22 protein-coding genes and 1 tRNA gene are annotated in these 19,117 nt (G+C 55.4%); 10 read left to right on the top strand and 13 right to left on the bottom strand.

What is annotated here, in order from left to right:
* Window positions 1-16: 16 nt before the first annotated feature.
* Window positions 17-568, bottom strand: coding sequence for a tetratricopeptide repeat protein (locus tag GG681_RS08590; protein WP_153547152.1), 552 nt, complete (start codon window positions 566-568; stop codon window positions 17-19).
* Window positions 569-673: 105 nt separating this feature from the next.
* Here GG681_RS08590 and GG681_RS08585 point away from each other — a divergent pair, with 105 nt between their 5' ends.
* The 4 genes from GG681_RS08585 to GG681_RS08570 all read left to right on the top strand — a co-directional run bounded on the left by GG681_RS08585 (window position 674) and on the right by GG681_RS08570 (window position 4,270).
* Entirely contained in the window at window positions 674-964 is a 291-nt protein-coding gene (locus GG681_RS08585) for an SCP2 sterol-binding domain-containing protein (protein ID WP_153547150.1), read from the top strand.
* 11 nt (window positions 965-975) lie between these two features.
* The gene (locus GG681_RS08580) at window positions 976-1,917 is read left to right on the top strand and encodes an alpha/beta hydrolase (protein ID WP_235899822.1); all 942 of its coding nucleotides are present in this window, start codon (window positions 976-978) and stop codon (window positions 1,915-1,917) included.
* A gap of 71 nt (window positions 1,918-1,988) precedes the next feature.
* Window positions 1,989-3,809 carry a M3 family oligoendopeptidase gene (locus GG681_RS08575; RefSeq protein ID WP_153547147.1) on the top strand — a complete coding sequence of 607 codons (1,821 nt, stop codon included), beginning with the start codon at window positions 1,989-1,991 and terminating at the stop codon, window positions 3,807-3,809.
* 38 nt (window positions 3,810-3,847) lie between these two features.
* Window positions 3,848-4,270, top strand: coding sequence for a GNAT family N-acetyltransferase (locus tag GG681_RS08570; protein WP_194287165.1), 423 nt, complete (start codon window positions 3,848-3,850; stop codon window positions 4,268-4,270).
* Window positions 4,271-4,273: 3 nt separating this feature from the next.
* Here GG681_RS08570 and GG681_RS08565 read toward each other — a convergent pair whose 3' ends face one another.
* The 3 genes from GG681_RS08565 to GG681_RS08555 form a co-directional block, all read right to left on the bottom strand.
* Window positions 4,274-4,798, bottom strand: coding sequence for a hypothetical protein (locus GG681_RS08565; RefSeq protein ID WP_153547143.1), 525 nt, complete (start codon window positions 4,796-4,798; stop codon window positions 4,274-4,276).
* On the bottom strand, window positions 4,792-5,190 hold the full coding sequence (locus tag GG681_RS08560; RefSeq protein ID WP_153547141.1) for a hypothetical protein: 399 nt from the start codon (window positions 5,188-5,190) through the stop codon (window positions 4,792-4,794). Before GG681_RS08560 ends, GG681_RS08565 begins: the two co-directional genes overlap by 7 nt.
* Before the next feature lie 74 nt (window positions 5,191-5,264).
* A complete protein-coding gene (locus tag GG681_RS08555) occupies window positions 5,265-5,963 on the bottom strand; it encodes a helix-turn-helix transcriptional regulator (protein ID WP_153547139.1) in 699 nt (232 codons plus the stop codon).
* Window positions 5,964-6,046: 83 nt separating this feature from the next.
* On the opposite strand from GG681_RS08555, the gene GG681_RS08550 reads away from it, so the two are divergent.
* Complete coding sequence (locus GG681_RS08550) at window positions 6,047-6,511, top strand: YybH family protein (protein ID WP_153547137.1); 465 nt, start codon at window positions 6,047-6,049, stop codon at window positions 6,509-6,511.
* A 304-nt stretch (window positions 6,512-6,815) separates the two neighbouring features.
* Here GG681_RS08550 and rpoH read toward each other — a convergent pair whose 3' ends face one another.
* Together rpoH and GG681_RS08540 are read right to left on the bottom strand one after the other, a co-directional pair.
* Window positions 6,816-7,712, bottom strand: a complete 897-nt coding sequence (gene rpoH, locus GG681_RS08545) for an RNA polymerase sigma factor RpoH (protein WP_153547135.1) — start codon at window positions 7,710-7,712, stop codon at window positions 6,816-6,818.
* Window positions 7,713-8,288: 576 nt separating this feature from the next.
* The gene (locus GG681_RS08540; RefSeq protein ID WP_153547133.1) at window positions 8,289-9,311 is read right to left on the bottom strand and encodes an RluA family pseudouridine synthase; all 1,023 of its coding nucleotides are present in this window, start codon (window positions 9,309-9,311) and stop codon (window positions 8,289-8,291) included.
* Here GG681_RS08540 and GG681_RS08535 point away from each other — a divergent pair.
* Window positions 9,310-9,618, top strand: coding sequence for a DUF6476 family protein (locus GG681_RS08535; RefSeq protein ID WP_153547131.1), 309 nt, complete (start codon window positions 9,310-9,312; stop codon window positions 9,616-9,618). The genes GG681_RS08540 and GG681_RS08535 overlap by 2 nt on opposite strands.
* A 146-nt stretch (window positions 9,619-9,764) precedes the next feature.
* Here the strand turns inward: GG681_RS08535 and GG681_RS08530 are convergent.
* A tRNA-His gene (locus GG681_RS08530) sits at window positions 9,765-9,841 on the bottom strand.
* Between the two features lie 213 nt (window positions 9,842-10,054).
* Here GG681_RS08530 and GG681_RS08525 point away from each other — a divergent pair.
* Window positions 10,055-10,243 (top strand): DUF6324 family protein, encoded by a 189-nt coding sequence (locus GG681_RS08525; RefSeq protein ID WP_153547129.1) that lies wholly within the window; start codon window positions 10,055-10,057, stop codon window positions 10,241-10,243.
* Between the two features lie 166 nt (window positions 10,244-10,409).
* Here the strand turns inward: GG681_RS08525 and GG681_RS08520 are convergent, their stop codons facing one another.
* On the bottom strand, window positions 10,410-10,883 hold the full coding sequence (locus GG681_RS08520; RefSeq protein ID WP_153547127.1) for an MmcB family DNA repair protein: 474 nt from the start codon (window positions 10,881-10,883) through the stop codon (window positions 10,410-10,412).
* Between the two features lie 238 nt (window positions 10,884-11,121).
* On the opposite strand from GG681_RS08520, the gene GG681_RS08515 reads away from it, so the two are divergent.
* Window positions 11,122-12,909 carry a sensor domain-containing diguanylate cyclase gene (locus tag GG681_RS08515; protein ID WP_153547125.1) on the top strand — a complete coding sequence of 596 codons (1,788 nt, stop codon included), beginning with the start codon at window positions 11,122-11,124 and terminating at the stop codon, window positions 12,907-12,909.
* Between the two features lie 341 nt (window positions 12,910-13,250).
* A complete protein-coding gene (locus tag GG681_RS08510; protein ID WP_153547123.1) occupies window positions 13,251-14,075 on the top strand; it encodes a protein phosphatase 2C domain-containing protein in 825 nt (274 codons plus the stop codon).
* Window positions 14,076-14,206: 131 nt separating this feature from the next.
* On the opposite strand, the gene GG681_RS08505 is transcribed toward GG681_RS08510, so the two are convergent.
* Both GG681_RS08505 and GG681_RS08500 read right to left on the bottom strand, forming a co-directional pair.
* Window positions 14,207-14,350, bottom strand: coding sequence for a hypothetical protein (locus tag GG681_RS08505; protein ID WP_153547121.1), 144 nt, complete (start codon window positions 14,348-14,350; stop codon window positions 14,207-14,209).
* A 251-nt stretch (window positions 14,351-14,601) separates the two neighbouring features.
* Entirely contained in the window at window positions 14,602-15,819 is a 1,218-nt protein-coding gene (locus GG681_RS08500; protein ID WP_214645138.1) for a quinone-dependent dihydroorotate dehydrogenase, read from the bottom strand.
* A gap of 448 nt (window positions 15,820-16,267) precedes the next feature.
* On the opposite strand from GG681_RS08500, the gene GG681_RS08495 reads away from it, so the two are divergent.
* Window positions 16,268-16,618: a hypothetical protein gene (locus tag GG681_RS08495; RefSeq protein ID WP_153547119.1), complete on the top strand. Its 351-nt coding sequence runs from the start codon at window positions 16,268-16,270 to the stop codon at window positions 16,616-16,618.
* 65 nt (window positions 16,619-16,683) lie between these two features.
* On the opposite strand, the gene nusB is transcribed toward GG681_RS08495, so the two are convergent.
* The 3 genes from nusB to ribB are packed head-to-tail and all read right to left on the bottom strand — an operon-like array spanning window position 16,684 to window position 18,876.
* Complete coding sequence (gene nusB / locus GG681_RS08490) at window positions 16,684-17,193, bottom strand: transcription antitermination factor NusB (protein WP_153547117.1); 510 nt, start codon at window positions 17,191-17,193, stop codon at window positions 16,684-16,686.
* Window positions 17,190-17,741 (bottom strand): 6,7-dimethyl-8-ribityllumazine synthase, encoded by a 552-nt coding sequence (locus GG681_RS08485; protein WP_153547115.1) that lies wholly within the window; start codon window positions 17,739-17,741, stop codon window positions 17,190-17,192. The genes nusB and GG681_RS08485 overlap by 4 nt, the downstream gene beginning before the upstream one ends.
* 13 nt (window positions 17,742-17,754) lie before the next feature.
* The gene (gene ribB, locus GG681_RS08480) at window positions 17,755-18,876 is read right to left on the bottom strand and encodes a 3,4-dihydroxy-2-butanone-4-phosphate synthase (protein ID WP_153547113.1); all 1,122 of its coding nucleotides are present in this window, start codon (window positions 18,874-18,876) and stop codon (window positions 17,755-17,757) included.
* Window positions 18,877-19,117: the final 241 nt, after the last annotated feature.

The raw sequence follows: 19,117 nt of genomic DNA, 5'->3' as shown, positions 1-19,117 counted from the left end.
GCCCGCGATGAAAGGTCTAAAGCTCTTGACCCTGCACCTGTGGCGTCAATCTTTCCAGAGCGCTGATTACTTCCTCATGATGCGGATGTATAGCCTTTGCGCGCGTGTAGGCATCAAAGGCCCGTTTGGGGGATTGCAGATGTTCAAACACCGTGCCCAGCGCAAAAAGCGCATTATAGTCATTTGGGTTCAGCGCCAGAGCGCGTTCCAGATCCGCAATTGCAGGCCCGATCTGATCAAGCCGGAACAATGCCTCAGCACGTTTGAACCACCCGGCTGCAAAATCGGGTGCGTGATCCACCAGCGCGCTCAGATGCTCATGCGCCAGCGCCGCATCACCGCGTTCCAGCGCATCCACACCCCGACGCAACATTAGATCCATCGAGGCAGAACCGCTCTTGCGCCAGATCGCCTGCAATTCACGATCAATATCAATCGCCGTTTGTGCATCAGAACTGGCCAGATCGCCCAGCAACATATCAACGCTGCGCGCCTCGGCATGCGCCATCTGCCCCAACATCAATAGAGCAGAAAAAACACAGATCACATATGATTTTACACTAAACATAGGCTCAATCTAACCGCCTCTGAGGGTTTTTCCACAACAAGTCTTTCACTCGTCACAAAGATGTGCACTCTGGGACAAAACACCAACACGAAAGCGCACCGAAATATGAGCGACATCCTCTCCAAAGCCGTTGAAGGTCTGAACGAAAAACTCAGCGCCGCAGATCTGACCGTTTCCGCAAAATTCGCCATCGAAGGGCTTGGATCCATTGTTCTTGATTCTGATGGCGCGCGGATCAGCGATGAAGAGGCCGATGTCACCCTTTCTGCGGATATTGAGGTGTTTCAGGATCTGCTGGCAGGCAATCTAAACCCCACCTCCGCATTCATGACTGGCAAGCTCTCGGTTGATGGCGATATGAGCGCCGCTATGCAATTGGCCTCTGCACTGGCCTGATGAACGCCCCGATGCTGCAACCCGCCCCGCTTCACGCTGATATTGCCCGTGGCCCCGACGGCGGCACGGCCTATTGGCTACCGACACGTGACGGGCTGCAGCTGCGTGCGGGGCTTTGGCCTGCGCCCGACACAGCACAAGGAACCGTGCTGCTGTTTCCGGGCCGTACAGAATACATCGAAAAATACGGCGACACGGCTGCGTTTTTTGCAACGCAAGGCTTTGCGACCTTTGCGATAGACTGGCGCGGCCAAGGCCTGGCGGATCGCCTGCTCAGCAATGCGCTTTTGGGACATGTCGACCACTTTCAGAAATATCAGCATGACGTTGATGCGATGATTGAAACGGCCAAACGGCTTGAACTGCCAAAGCCCTGGTATCTTCTGGCCCATTCGATGGGCGGTGCCATCGGACTGCGCGCCCTTTATGAGGATTTGCCCGTTAAAGCCGCGGCCTTCTCGGCACCGATGTGGGACATTGGCCTTGCCCAGCCGCTGCGCTCGCTTGCCTTCGGGATTGGCGCGTTTTCCAATCTATTTGGTTTTGGCCAGCATCTTGCCCCCTCAACCAGTATCAAACCCTATGTCAATTTGCAGGGATTCACGGGAAACCTGCTGACCAATGATCGCGATATGTATCAGATGCTGCGCGACCATCTCAGCGCGGTGCCCGAACTTGCGCTCTCTGGCCCCACCATCAACTGGGTCTATGAAGGCCTGCGAGAATGTCGCGAACTTGCCAAACGCCCTGCCCCCGGTGTTCCCGGTTTTTGCACCCTTGGCCGCCAAGAAGAAATTGTCTCAACCACAGCCATCCATCAACGCATGGACAGCTGGAGCGAAGGCGAATTGCATGTGATCGACAAGGTGCGCCACGAGGTGCTGATGGAAAACCCCGATCTGCGCCACAGCGTGCTCACCGACATCTGTACGTTTTTCCAAAAACACCGCTAGGCTGCCCGCTTGTGCCTGCACGGCCGGACGCCTAGATGTAGAACCAGAAAATTTCACAATCAGGAGCCACCATGTTCCAACTCCCCTTCCCCGTTTTTGACGCAAATGCCAGCTCCGGCTCCGACAATCTTGGCGCATTGCCCGAATGGGATCTCTCCGATCTCTACAAGGGCGAGGATGCGCCTGAGCTTGCGCGTGACCTCGACTGGCTCGAAGGGGAATGCACAGCCTTTGCCACCGACTATGAAGGCAAGCTCGCTGCGCTAGATGCTGATGGCCTGCTCAACTGTGTGCTGCGCAACGAGAAGATCAACCAGATCGCTGGGCGCATCATGTCTTATGCAGGGCTGCGCTATTACCAGCTCACAACTGATGCTGAACGCGCCAAATTCATGTCCGACATGCAAGAGCGCATCACCATCTTCACTACGCCTTTGGTGTTTTTCACTCTGGAACTCAACCGGATTGATGATGATGTGCTGGCAGCGCATTTTGACGCCAACGCAGATCTTGCCCGCTACAAGCCGGTGTTTGATCGCATCCGTGCGATGAAGCCCTATCAGCTATCTGATGAGCTGGAAAAATTCCTGCATGATCTTGGTGTGGTTGGTGATGCCTGGGAGCGTCTGTTTGACGAAACCATTGCTGGCCTCACCTTCACCATCGATGGTGAAGAGCTCAACATCGAAGGCACGCTGAACCTGCTGACAGAGCAAGACCGCAGCAAACGCGAAGCCGCCACCCGTGAGCTGGCGCGCGTCTTTAACGACAATATCAAAACCTTTGCCCGTGTTCACAACACCCAAGCCAAGGAAAAAGAGATCGTCGATCGCTGGCGCGGCATGCCCACACCACAAACCGGGCGTCACCTGTCAAACCACGTGGAACCCGAAGTGGTCGAAGCCCTGCGCGAAGCCGTGGTTGCCGCCTACCCCAAACTGAGCCACCGTTATTATGAGCTGAAACGCAAATGGCTTGGCCTGGATCGCATGCAGGTCTGGGATCGCAACGCGCCGCTGCCGATGGAAGACACCCGCACTGTTGCCTGGGAAGACGCGGAAAAAACCGTGATGGAGGCCTATAGCGCCTTTGATCCGCGCATGGGTGAAATTGCTGAGCCCTTCTTTACCAAAGGCTGGATTGATGCGGGCGTGAAACCGGGCAAAGCGCCCGGTGCCTTTGCACATCCAACAGTGACCAATGTGCACCCCTATGTGATGCTGAACTATCTTGGCAAACCACGCGATGTGATGACGCTGGCGCATGAGCTGGGCCACGGCGTCCATCAGGTACTGGCCGCAGAACAGGGCGAAATGCTGTCGTCCACACCGCTGACGCTGGCAGAAACCGCATCGGTCTTTGGCGAGATGCTCACCTTCCGCAAGATGCTCGACGCCGCCGAAACGCAAGAGCAGCGCAAGGTGCTCTTGGCTGGCAAAGTCGAGGACATGATCAACACGGTTGTGCGCCAGATCGCGTTTTATGACTTTGAATGTAAACTTCACGCGGCCCGCGCCGAAGGGGAACTGACACCAGAAGACATCAACGCGCTGTGGATGTCGGTTCAGGCCGAAAGCCTAGGCGAGGCCTTTGATTTCGTAGAAGGGTATGAAACCTTCTGGGCCTATATCCCACACTTCGTGCATTCGCCTTTCTACGTTTACGCCTATGCCTTTGGCGATGGTCTCGTAAACGCGCTCTACTCGGTTTACGCCGAGGGCGGCGAAGGCTTTGAAGAAAAGTATTTCGACATGCTCAAAGCGGGCGGCTCCAAACACCATAAGGAACTTTTGGCACCCTTTGGCCTGGATGCGTCTGACCCCAAATTCTGGGACAAGGGCCTCTCCATGATCTCATCCATGATCGATGAGCTTGAGGCGATGGAAGCGTGATAACCCTTGCGCCGCTGCCTTGGCCTGAGGGTCATACAGTGGCGCATCTCGCGCCTTTTCCGGATCAGATCAAATTTGCAGGCACAGTAGACGATATCCTGCGTGAACCGCCTGCGCGGTTTGATCTGCACCAGATCTTAGACAACAATATCCCTGTAGGCGTGTTCAAAATCGACCGCGCCTACAGCCAAAGCTTCCCATTTGCCGCATCAACAGACATCGGCCTGCGTGCCCTGATCGTGGATGCCTGCGCGCAGGGAAAAGGCGTGGCCAAAGCGGCAATGTCACAGCTCGCGGCCCATCTTGCACCGCTTTATCAGCATGCGCCGCACGTCTATCTCACGGTGAATTTCGAAAATCACGCGGCCTTTGCTGTCTATAAATCAGCAGGCTTTGAAACCACCGGTGAAATCTGGCCCCATGGGATCAGCCCCCAACATGTGATGCGCCTTCCGCTTTAGACTTCAGCAGCCAAATTTGCTGCGATCAAACTCAAACGCCTCGGGGGCCTGACAGCGATCCAGCCGATAAGGCACCGCACCACTCTTCAACTGAAACACATCGCCCTTGAGCGCTGCAACTGTTGCGCGCTGTGCAAGGTTGAGACTTTCGCACGCATAGTCTCCGCCTTTTTTCTTGGTCACAGGATTGTAGCTGTTGGATGGATGGCGCCAGCAGATCACCTTCTCTCCCCAGGCATATGACAGCTGGTATTCCTCTGCCACGCCACGCCGATTGCCCGGATACCAAAGCCATGCACGCCCATCTGCGCCCAGATAGTTCACCTGATAGCCATGCGCGTGAGAAAACGACAGATAGGTCATGTCGGGCTGCGGGTAGCTGGCGAACCGGTTCTGGCGCGCCTGCACCTCAGCTGTGGCCGCCGCGGCACTCAGGGCTGGGCGAGATTGCGCGCGATCCGATGCAACCGGTTCTGTCACACACCCGGCCAAGGCCAGCACCACGCTCAGGACACAGGCTCTCAGCATTCCAAAGACACGCCCCAGCCGTCAAATTTTCCGGATACCTTTGTGCGCAGATCCGCCAGATCCGCGGAATAGATATCACCACCGATAAAGGCCAGAATGCCCGCATCAAACTTGGCACCACAGCCCGTTGCACGATAAGCCGCAACCTGCAGATCGCGCACATAATATGGCCCGCTGCCTTTAACACGCTCCACCAGGGCCTGATTGCGCTCGGTCACGTGGGCCACACGAAACATCTGCCCGTCCAACGCAACATGCTTCGCCACAGCCAACGCAGCTTGGTTCTGGGCAACGTTTCTATCACGCAGTGCTTTTTGTTCTGCAGTCAGCTTTGGCCCACCACAGGCAGAAACAGCAGCCACTATAATCAAAAGGGATAAGGTAAATTTCATAATCACAATCCTTATTCAGCCCTCCCCCTCTACTGTGCCAGATCAATAGGGTAAACACGTAATAAGTGCACACGTTATGATCCGGCCACCCGTGCCTTTTCCCGCGCAACAGAATCGGAAAATCGCTTGCCGCGCTCAGAGTGGAAATGACGGGTGGTCGGCTCCAGCGTCACAATCCGATCCAGCCGCAGATGGCGAAAATCTTCTGCCCGCTCGCACCAGATCGTCAGCAGCCAACCGCTTTCAAACACAGTCATTCCCAAAGGCCAGGCAAACCGCACAGAGCGTTCGCCGCGCACATTTTCATAGGTAAACTTGAGCACCCGCTTTTCTTTCACCGCAGCGCGGATCTCTGCATAAAACGAGCTTTTGCGGGTCTGCGCCCCCACCCGGCTTGGCCCTGCGTTCAACGGCGTATGCAGCCAGCTTTCGCGCATGTCCTCGCCAATTGCGCTGCTGAGCTTGGCGAGCGCACGATTGGAGGCCTGGGCCAACTCGCTGCTCGCACGCTCTTCAATCAAGCGCAAACCCAGCATCAGCGCATCCAGTTCATCCTCGTCAAACTGCAGCGAGGGCAGGAAATACCCGCGCTCCAATACATAGCCCACGCCGCCTTCGCCCCGGATCGGCGCACCCAGTGCCTGAAGGTCGGCGATGTCGCGATAAATCGATCGGGTCGAAACCTCACAGTCGTCAGCCAGCTGTTGCGCCGTGACTGGCTGCGTGCGCCCGCGCAGCCCATCGAGCAGCTTAAACAAGCGAAATAGTCTCATGGTCTCTCCCCTCACTCCGCCACTGACAGAACCTGTCACTGCTCTGATTTAGGAACGACACATCGCAAACAAAAGGACAACAGATGAAACAGGTTCTTGCGTCCCTATTGATGCTTTCCCTGCCCCAGCTCTCATTTGCCCAAGGACACACCATGACCCCAGATCAACAAGCCGCGCTTGACCTTATTTCAGGCATGACTGCCGCCTTTCAGACCGGTGACATCGACACCGTGATGAACAGTTACGAAAACAAGGCTGCAGTTGCCTTTGAACCCGGTGCGCCAACCACAACGACAGAAGAACAGATTGCCCTGTTCACCGCATGGTCCGCCAGCAAACCAAGCTTCAGCTACCCCAATGGCCATGAGGTCATCACAGTTGGTGATTTGTCCCTGCATATTGCCCCTTGGGTGATGCAGGCAAAAACGCCTGATGGCGAGCTGGTAGAACAATCCGGCCTCTCTGTTGCGGTGCTGCGCCGTCAGCAGGACGGCAGCTGGCGCATGGTGATTGATAACCCCCACGGCGGCCGCCTGTTGGCTGAATAAACCTGTTTTGAACCTTGCCCCTCGCCAAGTTCTGTGGCGGCGGGCATTTCGACCAGTGTTGCAGATTATTTTTGCGCAAACCGGTGTACACGCTCAGCAGATCTGAGACGTTTTTCTAAGCCGCTGTGTTAGCGCGGAAAATTACGGCGCTGCGCCAGGAGACCCGTTGCGCACACGCCCGTTTTTCCAAACGGTCAAATGTTTCGCATGCGAAACATAACATGTGAACCTGTTGTGTACTGTGGCCAAGCCCAAAAAAACCCGGCTAAAGCAGCCGGGTTTAACTGTGGGGATTTGTGGGGATTTAGGCAGGGGTCAACATGCCCTTGCCCTGTGCAAGTTCGCGCATCTTCTTTTGCAGTTTTTCAAACGCCCGCACCTCAATCTGGCGGATGCGTTCGCGGCTCACGTCGTATTGCCCGCTCAGCTCTTCAAGGGTCTTTACCTGATCTGCCAAACGACGCTGGGTCAGAATGTCTTTTTCACGGTCGTTCAGAACATCCATCGCCTCGGCCAAAAGCTCACGGCGCGCCTCCAGCTCATCACGGGCTTCATAATCACCCGCCTGGTCCGCGTCCTCATCTTCAAGCCAGTCCTGCCACTGCATGGTGCTTTCGCCATCACCACCAACCATGGCATTCAACGAAGCGTCTCCACCCGACATACGCCGGTTCATCGAGATCACTTCATCCTCGGTCACACCCAGATCCTTGGCGATGCGCGCCACGTTGTCCGGGTGCATATCACCTTCATCCAGCGCCCCAATGCGGGCCTTGGCTTTGCGCAGGTTAAAGAACAGCTTCTTCTGCGCCGAGGTGGTGCCAAGCTTCACCAACGACCAAGAACGCAGGATATATTCCTGAATTGAGGCCCGGATCCACCACATAGCATAGGTCGCCAGTCGGAAACCTTTTTCAGGATCAAACCGTTTTACCGCCTGCATCAAACCAACGTTGGCTTCTGAAATGACCTCAGCCTGCGGCAGACCGTAGCCGCGGTATCCCATAGCGATTTTCGCCGCGAGACGCAGGTGCGAGGTGACCATTTTATGCGCCGAGGTTGCATCTTGTTCCTCAACCCAGCGTTTGGCCAGCATATATTCTTCTTCGGGCTCCAGCAGTGGAAACTTGCGGATTTCCTGCAGATACCGGTTCAATCCACCTTCCGGCGTTGGGGCCGGTAGATTTGCATAATTCGCCATTTTGATGTCCCTCCCATAATGTTTAAGGGCTTAACATGAAGGCATATGGTGTAGCGCTAACCTGTCTTCAAGACATGAGATTAATAAACTGTGTAGTTTGGTTTTGCCAAAGGGTCTGTGATTGCGGTCACAGTGATGTGTGATGGCGAAACATCAAGAACAGTGAAACTGTTCGTCACTTAACGCACGCGCAGATTTTTAAATGCTAAATATCAACCAGTTACCAGGCGCAAACCAAAACAACGCATATTGGCGACAGCCCCAGATACCGTGGGAAAATTTCACTGCACTGTTACAAAATCAAAGGTATTTCCTGCACCATAGGTGCCACAAACATGGCCCAGCAGCCTAAATTTTTGCAAATTCCACACACTGAAGCGCAAATCATCCAAACCTAGAGTGGCATAAAAACCCGGTTTAAATGCCTTGCCCGCCCTCGCCAGTAAGCTCTTAACTGCAAGGGAAATGCTCCCGCCCAGCTTTGTGCCCTTGCGGGCCCTTCATCTCGTTGGGCCAGGCGCCGCGCCTTTGGCGCGGCGCGGGTCGCCTCGGGCGTAGCCCGAGGCGAAACACCTCTCACTTCAGCGCGTCAAGCAATGCCTGCATATCTGCGGGCAAAGGCGCCTCAAACCGTAAATTCTCGCCGCTTACCGGGTGCTCAAACCCCAATACCGCCGCATGCAGTGCCTGTCGGGGGAAATTGGAAATCGCAGCGATCGCAGCGGGTGGCAGCGCTTTGGGTGAAATCTTACGTTTCCCGCCATAAGTCGGATCCCCCAAAAGCCCGTGGCCTGCATGCGCGAGATGCACCCTGATCTGATGCGTGCGTCCGGTTTCCAGCCAGCATTCCACCAGAGCAGCTGTTTCCGGGGCGCCAAAGCTTTCGACAACGCGCACCCGCGTCACCGCATGTTTGCCACCTTGAAACAGCACCGCCTGGCGCTGACGATCCGTTTTATGGCGCGCAAGCTGGGTGGTCAGCTTCAGAATGTTCCCCGGCTCAAAGCTTGCACCGCGCACACCACGCAAGCGGGGATCATTGCTTGCAGGCACCCCATAGCAAATCGCGCGGTAATACCGCTCAACTGTGTGTTTTTCGAACTGCGCCGCAAGCCCATGGTGGGCCGCATCCGATTTTGCCACCACCAACAGGCCCGAGGTTTCCTTGTCGATCCGATGCACAATCCCCGGACGTTTCACCCCGCCCACACCCGATAAGTTTTCCCCGCAATGGTGCAACAGCGCATTGACCAACGTGCCCGAAGGAGATCCCGGCGCCGGGTGCACCACCATGCCCGCAGGCTTGTTGATCACAATCAGATCATCGTCTTCAAACACCACGTCCAGCGGGATGTCTTCAGCGTTGATATGGCTTTCATCGGCCTCTTCCACGATAATCTCTACCGTGTCCCCCTCGTTGACGCGCGCTTTGGCGTCGCGCATCTCCTGGCCGTTGACAGCAATGGCCCCCGCCTCAAGCAGACGTGCCAGTCTGGTGCGCGACAGGGCTTCCGCCTCTGGCACATCACGCGAAAGCGCTTTATCAAGCCGTTTAGGCGGGTTTTCCGCAATAACAAATGAGATCTGGCGGCTGCCCATGACGGACCCTTTGGATAGTGAAACAGAAATAGAACCGCGTCAGCTGAAATTCCTGCGCCATTTGGTGACAGGGCTCACGGCGGTGATGGTTTGCGGGGTTGTAGCCATAGTCGCGCTGCTTGTCATCCGTTTGTCCAATACCGGCCCGCAACTGCCGGAAAACATCGCCCTGCCCGCCGGTGTAAGCGCCCGCGCGGTTACCTTTGGTGAGGGCTGGATTGCGGTGGTTACAGACGATGAGCGCATCCTGATACTCAACTCATTGTCTGGATCTGTGCGACAAGAGGTTGCGATCGCACCCGAATAATCGCTTTCATGTGGCGAGCTTATCCGCAGCGGTTGCCAGCAATGGCAGCCGTTTTTTTGGGGGCAGTGATCACCTCACAAGTATCTGATAATCAAAACGATTAACTTGCTTTGCGCAAATGTCTAAGCCGGAAATGTAATGTAGGGTGGTACCACCTCCCCGGCTCGAACGGGGGACCTCCTGATCCACAATCAGGCGCTCTAACCAACTGAGCTAAGGCGGCACTGCGGGGCGATTTATAGCACGTTTCAGAGGAGCGCAAGAGGGGGGAAAGAAAGTTTTTTGCAGAAATGTGAAAAAAATCAATTTCCTGTCCTGAACTGCAAATTTTGATACGCTGCACAGCTCTGCCCCGCTGCCGCACGGGGCTGGCCTTGCAAATCATGTATTTACAGGCTAGCTGATCAGACCATCTCACACCGTCTTGGAGGCCGTTATGAGCATCAATACCGAACGCGATATCGAAGCCAATCTGCAGATCGGCCCCACAGACCAAGGCATGATCCGCCTGTTTATCGAAGCCCCCGGGATCGAGATACCAATGGATTTTGATCCCGAAGAGGCGGAAGAGATTGCGGAAGAGATCCTCGCCGCAGCGCAGGCTGCACGCGCGACCTCTTCTTAAGAGACGTCGCAGCGGGTGCTATTCCTCTCTCGGCCAAGATCGGCCGGAACTGCATCGCCATCGACACGCAGAGCTTTCGCCCAGGCTACGGCCTCAGGCGAGAGCAATCTCCCAAACGGGTCTGTACAAAACGATGTGACAGGCTCGGAAATGCCGCACCACAGGATCACAGCAATGTGCCCCCCTGCCCCGGTCGTGGATCGTGTAATCGGTGCAGCCGACTGGCGGCATCCATAGCAAATTTCTGCACAAGCTTTTTGCGGCGCGCGGGTGGCAGTTTCTGTTCTGGTGCCATGCGAATGATTTCCCCATCGTAATCATCTGCAATGATCAGCCCGCTCTCAGCTGGCAAAAGATCGGTTGGAAACTGCTCATCCACGGCCCAGAAATATCGGTCACACCAATCCAGATAGCCCTGCCATTTCTGATCTGATGTGAAATCCGCACGGCTGGATTTGCATTCGATCACCCAGATTTCGCCCTTGGGGCCCAGCGCCATGACATCCACGCGCAAACCACGGGTGGGCACGAATTCCAGCAACGGCGCAAACCCATGTGATCGCATGTGGCGCGCAACACCGCGCGCCAATCTCTGACCCGACTGCAGTGCGTCAACAGAGTGATCTCCAAAATCTTCCATGCAGCCAGCGTGAACAATAAGAGAACAAAAGGCAAGATGTTTACCCTTCACTCCCTGTGTCACAACTGTAGTTGCGCCTCCAATCTGAGCGCTTCGCATGTAGCGTCGCCCGGTACAAACAATTGTATCCTATAGGATTGTACAAAGATAACAGGGCCTTGGCATCCATATCTTTACCGACTTCTTAACCTTTTCTGCGACTGTGACGGCGAATACTTTTCCGAAGGATGGCCTCGCCATGCACAAGCTCCTCAAGATCTTCCTGTTTGCAGTACTATTTTTGGCTGTTTCAGCCACGGCATCTCTCACTGTGTTTCGGGTCTCAGTGCCCATTGTTGAGCGGTTGATGGAGACGGACACACGCAAGCAATCTGAGCTGTGGCATCGTCGGGTCATGCTGCATCTGCACGATCCCGACGGCACGTTCCTCGATCAAACTCTGAACGAAGAAGATATCAAATACCTCAGCCTGCTGCCCGAGGCCTCCAATATCTATCGTTTCAACCTCTATGACGCGGATGGCACGATTATCTGGTCAACTCGTCCGGAAGAAATTGGCAATCCTGCCCCTAGCCATTACCCCGCCGAAGAAATTGCTGCAGGCGAAGTAGCCTACAATCGCGAGCAAAAACCAGCCTCTGAAGTTGATGGGCTGGCGCTGCATGCCCTACGTCAGGATGTCTCAACCCATGAAATCGCCGAAGTATTTGAACCGGTTATTTCCGATGGCCGGGTGATTGGTGCGATCGAATTTTTCACCGATATCACCGATTTACGCACGAGCTTTCTAATGCGGGTACGCATACTGCTCGCCGCGTTGACAGCGATTGCCCTGCTCACCGTTGGGGTGGTTGCAACCATTCTCTATCGCACGAACCGTCATCAGTATCTTGCGATGATGCAAAAGGCGGACACCGAAAAAACCCTGCTGAGCGAACAGTTGCGGCTGGCCCGTGATGTAAAGCTGCTTGGCGAGCTGAATGAATGGCTGCAATCCAGCCGCTCTCTGGAAGAGCTCTTTGATATGGTTGGCCGCTTCTTGACCCATATCCTGCCCCGCGCCGAGGGCAGCGTGTATGTCTATTCCAATTCACGGGATGTGCTGGATGGCTGGGCCAGCTGGAATGGCGGCACCCACAAAGATCACATTCACCCCGAAGAATGCTGGGGGCTGCGGCGCGGGCGCACCTATGAATACGGTGCCAATGAGATCAATTTCAAATGTGGTCATGTCGACCCCGACAACAACAACCCCTATTTCTGCTTCCCGCTTTTGGCCCATGGGGAGACCGTTGGCCTGCTGCACCTGCACTCCAAAACCACCTGCGCGGAAACGTTTTTTGCCGATCGTGGTCTTGCGCAGATGTGCGCAGAACAGATTTCCATGGCCATTGCCAATGTGCGTATGCGCGATGAATTGCATGACCAGTCGGTGCGTGACCCGCTGACCGGCCTGTTCAACCGCCGCCATATGACCGAAAGCCTGCGCAAATTGATCAACGACAGCGAACGCAGCGGTGCTTCGTTTGCGGTGGTGGCAATTGACGTGGATCACTTCAAAAAGTTCAACGACACCCATGGCCATGACGCCGGTGATATGGTGCTGCGCGCCGTAGGCTCCGCGATGGAGCAGGATTGTGATGGTGATGATGTGGCCTGCCGTCCAGGCGGCGAGGAATTCACGGTGATCCTGCCCGATTGCGACGTGCAAACCGGGATGGACCGCGCCGAAGCCCTGCGCCGCAAGGTGGAAAACATCAAGGTGCGCTACGGCGAAAAGACTTTGCCCAAGATCACGATCTCTATCGGTGTTGCGACTTACCCCGCCAATGGCACCTTGCCGCAATTCTTGCTGCGTGCAGCAGATGAGGCGCTGTATCAGGCCAAATCTCTGGGTCGAAACCGGGTGGTTCTGGCTGACAACCCGCAAGACACCGATCCCATGCTGGACGGTATGAAAGACGCACCAAATGACTGGGCCCTGCCTGCACCAAATGAGGCAGAGACCAAAAAGAAAACCGGCTGACGGAAATAGGGGGCTGTCTCGCCAATGTGATATGGCGCGACAGCCCTTGTCTCTTAGGGTGTGACGCCTTAGATAGCGCACAGGCGGGTTCTGCCCTTCTCGTGAAACGCAGCATTCCGGTGGCCTTAAGCAAATCCGAGGGAGCTGGCTCTGTTCGGGTCCTGGCCCGTTTACCTGGCGCCCACCTGTATATACAGGTCCTCGGGAATCAAAGCAGCACGGTTGTCTGGTGGTCCCGCCGCTTTTGCCAAATATGGCCCTGCCCCGGCCATACGGCGCATGATGTCTTTCCCCTGTTACATAGATCCGCTTCATGGGGGCGTTTGATCAAGGAAGCATCCATGTATTTCGAAATCCTGCAGTCCATCAGCCTGAATGGCCAGGTCAGTCGCCCCAATGATGACCGCTTGGGCGCAACGCCGCGCCGCGCCTGGGTGGTGGATGGGGCCACTGATCTGGGAGAACCCGGACTTTTGGGCAATCAAGGCGGCGCATCTTGGCTATCTTCTACAGCCAGTCTTGGGTTTGCGATGTCTCAGGCAACAGATGTACGCCGGGCCTGCAGTGACATGTTTGCCTATGTTTCGCAGCGTTTTGAGGCGGAACGCACACGTGACGTCAGCGCCCGCTGGGAGCTGCCAAAGGCCGCTTTTGCGGTGGCGGAACTTGGCGCGCAGCAGCTCGAAGTTGCCTGGGCTGCGGATTGCCCTGTTTTGCTGTGTCGCACGGGCGATATGCGCTGGTGCACCGGCACCCCGGATACATCACGGGAAAAAGAAGATGCCGCCGCGCTTGGCATTGGTGATGGCGCTGCTGTTGCCCTAACGGGAAATATTTTGCAGGATCGGCGTGCGCAGCGTATGCAAATAGATCATGAGGCCCTAAGCCCAGACCCCGAAGCTGCAGCAAAAACCACCCGCTATGCCACGTTTGACGTTCAGATCGGGGATGAGCTTCTGATTATGAGCGACGGGTTTTGCGCCCTTGTGAGCGACTATAACCGCTATGATGCCAGCTCGCTTTGGGCTGAGATCAAGACGCGGGGGCTGACGGGGCTGGCGCAAGAGCTGCGCGAAATAGAGCGCAAAGATGCAGAATGCAGAAATTTCCCCCGCTTTAAGGTCAGTGATGATGCAACTGCGATCTGGCTGAAGATCTGCGGGTAGTCCGCTCAGGTCAGTGTTGCACCATAGGGCAAGGCTTAAACTACCGGGGGCGCAAACAGAAAAGACCCCAAACCGGGGCCACTAATAACAAAGGCCCCTACCGGGGCCTTGCGCATCTTATGCAAAAGAGATCAGCGACGCAGCTGACGATCGATCGGACGGGTCTTGGCCACGGCTTCACGACGGGCACGCACAGGCTGACGTTTGACCAACCCTAGGGCGGCAAACAGGTCAAAAACTGCAATTTCGATTTCACGTTTCAGCTGCTCGAACATTGTGTCCTCCTTGACATAATGGAAGCCTAGCATGCGTAAATCTGGCGTCCAGAGCCAGGATGAGGTTTTTTCAAAAATTCCGCGTGAGACAGGATTTTTAAACTTAAAATACGGAAACAATTTCATTTTTTCTTAACAGGCAATCGGCGGAATCCTGAGCCTTTTGCATCGAGAATCTATCGCCCTTTGAAGGTTTACCCAAACCAAGGAGCACCGGACCCTGCGCACTCGCAGGATCCGGGCATTTGTGATTATTCAGCCGCCGTTTTTGCAGGAAGGGATACGGTTTTGCCGTTCTCTTTCTGCTTCGCCTTATACATTGGCTCAATGGGCAGCGGGTTGCGCGACCCAACCGCTTCTTCGATGGAGTTGAAGCCATCTTTTTTCATCAGCTTGACCAGACCACGGTTGATCTCCCCCATGGTTTGCGGACCATCAAAGATCATGCCGGTGATCATATGCAGGATGTTTGCACCAGAGCAGATCTTTTCATAGGCGTCCTTGGCAGTGAAGATACCACCCACACCGATTATGGTGATTTCACCGTTGGTATAGCGATAGACGTCGCGGATCATGGTGGTGGCAATACGCTGCACCGGCAGACCGGACATCGCACCTTTGTGGTAGGCCAAATCACCCTTGATCTCATGTTTGCCTTCGCCGGATGGTTTCGCCAGGTTGGTTAGAACAACACCGTTGATCACATCACGGTTGGCCATAACCACATCCAGGGTTGCTTCGACCTCTTCGCGCGACAGATCTGCTGCCAGTTTCACGTAGACCGGTTTATTGGGCACATAGTTTTCGCGCACCGCATCAAACAGCGCCTGCAGGTTCTTTTGATCAGTAAACGGCTCACCATCACGTGTGTTCGGGCAAGAGATATTGATGGTGGTGTAGTGACCAATATCCGCAAACGTGGTGTAGGTCTTCATGTAGTCATCAATCGAATCCTGCAGGCTGAAATCCTCGGTGATGTTAGATTTCGCCGCGGAAATGCCGATCGGGATACGGAATTTGGTGTATTTCAGACGGGCAGCGATTTTCTCAGCACCCATGTTGTTGAGACCATACCAAACCAGGATGGATTTGGATTTTTTCATCCGAAACAGACGACGACCCGGATTGCCGGCGGTGATGTCACCGGTAAATGAGCCCAGTTCCGCCAGACCAAAGCCAAGTTCAGGATAGATCGACGTCAGCTCCCCGTCTTTGTCAAAACCCGCGGACAGGCCAAGCGGGTTTGGATAATCAACGCCGTCCACTGTCGTGTTCAGGCTGCTGTGCTGATAGTTGAACAGCACGGACGTCAGCGCACGGGTCAGCCCGCTGGAGCCGAGGAATTTACCCACGGCTTTTAATTTGGAGTGCGCGTCTTCTGGTTCCCAGAGGAAGATCACATGTTTGATGACGCCCACATAAGCCAGGCGCAGAATTCGGTTACGGACACCGACAACAAAGCTCAGCATCTGCTCAGCTCCTATAACAAAGTTGATGTGTTGCCTTCCGGGATCCCAGCGTCGCGTCAGTAATGCTACAATCGGTGTCATGCGGTAGGTGCAGGCCACTCATAGGTTGATGCTGTTAGCGCAATACCAACGCGCACCATCCAGATGGCCAACTGACCATTACAAGTGGGGATAGCATCCGCTTAGCACAATCAACCGCTGCCTGTCAGCACAATCTCGCGAAGTAGCTTTATAAAACAGCTGTTTTCGCGTGAAAAACGGCCCCTTCTGCGCCAATGGATCCAAAGCGGCGCGCCGGAATGTCCGTTTTGTGATCACAGCCCCACAAACGGCACCCCTGCGCGCAATTGATGCAGCCGACGTTCCGGGCTTGTCAGTCGGGCGGTGGCTGAGTAGCTATTCATGCAGCCGAAATACCCCAATTATTCCCAAAACGGCCGGAGTTATCATGACACGTTCTTTCCCCTCTCTGCTGATGAGCGCAGCACTGGCACTGCTTGCGGCACCAACATTTGCACAGACAGAGACGCAGGCAGAGGCGGTAACAAGCCCAGATGGAGCTGCTGTGTGCGCCAAGATGATTGGGGATGGGCGCACGTCAGGGCTGGATCAAAGCCAGTGCGAATGCCGCTATGAAATGGCCGCTGAAGTTCTGGATCCAGCGGTTTCAACCTTGCTGTTTGATTCCTGGTACAATGGCACCAATAATTCCGATGCAATTAACGCCCTGCCCGAGCAACGCAAGATCAAACGCCAATTCCGCACCATGCACAATGAGATCAAGCGCCTTTGCAAGTGACCTTGGAATCACAAAAAAGGCGCAGCCAACAAGCTGCGCCTAAAATTCGGGTTATGTGAACTGGATCAGAAAGATTCAGGACGCGCTTCACGCGCCATGTGATCCAGCACAGCATTGACGAATTTGGGCTCTTTGCCTTCGGGAAAGAAGGCGCGCGCAATGTCGACAAATTCAACAATCACAACTTTGGGCGGGGTCTTGGCCTCAACCAGTTCTGCGCCAGCGGCACGAAACAGCGCCCGCAACGTTGGATCGATCCGGTCAATTGGCCATTTGGCCACCAAGGCGCGATCGGTCATCTGGTCGACCTTGGCCTGATGGTTCACCGCATCTTTCACCAGCGCACGAAACAGTTTGCCATCGCCTTCGGCCAGCTCATCGCCATCCAGAATGGCGCCAAAGCGGTGGTCTTCGAACTCCACGATCACCTTATCAAAGCTCTGATCGCCCTGTTCCATTTGAAACAGCGCCTGCACCGCATAAAGCCGTGCAGCAGAGCGCATCTGACGTTTGTCGGCAGCCGTCGGTTTGGACGCGGCCTGTTCGGTGTTACCCGTAGAGTTCTGATCGGTCATGCGGTTGTGGATCCATTTTCTGCGCTGGCCAGTTTAATGGCCTCGGAGGGCGCTTTGAAACCAACGCCCTTGGTCTGGGCGCCCCACTTACGCGTGAGTGCAATCAGATGCAAGGCCGCAGCGGCCGCACCACCACCTTTATTCTGATCCTTAGGGTCTGCGCGCACTTCGGCTTGCTTGCGATTTTCCACCGTCAGGATGCCATTGCCAATGCAAAGCCCCTGCAGCCCCAGAAGCTGGATCGCGCGAGAGCTGTCATTGCACACGGTGTCATAATGGGTGGTTTCGCCGCGAATGACACAGCCCAGCGCCACAAAGCCATCAAAGTTCGACCGGGCATCAGTGATCGCAATCGCGGTGGGGATTTCCAGCGCACCGGGCACTTCGATCACCTCATAGGTGCCGCTCGCGGCTTCGATCTCAGCCGCAGCACCGGCGAGCATATTGTCAGCGATGTCTTTATAATAAGGTGACATCACAATGGCGAGCTTCACCGGCTTATCAAATTCCGCGCGCGGCATAATGTAATGTTGTTCATGTCCAGCCATGATGTGTCTCTCCTCACGCGTCTTTCAGGATCGGGCGGGTGCCCACGATGGTCAGATCAAAGGCATCAAGGCCAAGATAGGTGGTTTGCGGCGAATCCGACAAGAGCAACAGTTCCGACACCCCCAGCTTTGACAGGATCTGCGCGCCAAGCCCGGTTTCTTTGATGATGCGTGGCCCATCTTCGTCAGCGGCATAAAGCGCATTATTGGGCGCGCGGAACAGGCAGACAACGCCGCGACCTTCGTCAGCGATCTTCTGCATCGCGGTTTGCAGCTCACCCGCAGGTTTTGGCCCCAGCCCCAACAGATCAGAGGCTTCATGCAGCGCGTGGGTGCGCACCAGAACCGGCTCAGCCGTGGTGATGTCGCCCTTGATCAGCACTACATGTTCAATCCCGTGAGTCTGATCCGTGAACAGGCGCATCTCCCACTCACCGCCAAATTCAGATGTGACGGTTGAGGAGCTGGTTTCCACCACCAGATTGTCATTGCGCGACCGGTAGGCAATCAGATCGGAAATGGTGCCGATCTTCATATTGTGCTCTTTGGCAAATTCCACCAGATCCGGCAGACGCGCCATGGTGCCGTCTTCTTTCATGATCTCACAGATCACCCCCGCCGGGTTCAAACCCGCCAGACGAGAGATATCAACAGCGGCCTCGGTATGGCCTGCGCGCACCAGAACACCACCACGTTTGGCGCGCAGCGGGAACACATGGCCCGGCGTGGCAATCTCGGCCATGGTGTTGTCTGGGTTGATCGCGGTGGCAATGGTCAATGCACGATCCGCAGCAGAGATCCCGGTTGAAACCCCTTCACGTGCTTCGATCGAAACGGTGAATGCGGTTTCATGACGGGAGGAGTTGTTGGTTGCCATCATCGGCAGCTCAAGATCATCCACCCGATCCGAGGTCATCGGCAGACAGATCAGCCCACGACCATGGGTTGCCATGAAATTCACCGCCTCTGCATCGGCAAATTCCGCAGCAATCACCAGATCGCCCTCGTTTTCACGGTCTTCGTGATCCACAAGGATATACATCTCGCCGTTTTTGGCGGCGGCGATGATCTCTTCGATCGGGCTGATTGCATCTTTCAACTGGGCCTCAACGGGGCCTGGGGTGGCATAGCTCATGGGGCAATCCTCAGCGGGCAGTCTAGTTGTGTGGACAGGCCCCAGCAAAAAGGGGCACCTTTGATAACAGGGATAGACCACGCATTTTACAAATACCAGCCTTACTCCTGCGACCATCCGCGGCGCATCTGCGCCTTGCGGGTTCTATTCGACAGTTTACCGCATGTATCACGCCCCCATCAGGGCCGCCGCCGCCCGCTTTGCACATCTGCGCTGCGTAAAATTTGCGGTATTAGATATC

The sequence above is a fragment of the Tritonibacter aquimaris genome, assembly GCF_009617595.1.
Classification (GTDB): domain Bacteria; phylum Pseudomonadota; class Alphaproteobacteria; order Rhodobacterales; family Rhodobacteraceae; genus Epibacterium; species Epibacterium aquimaris.
Note: the sequence above shows the minus strand (reverse complement) of the source record. Positions and strands in the feature narration are given on the sequence as shown.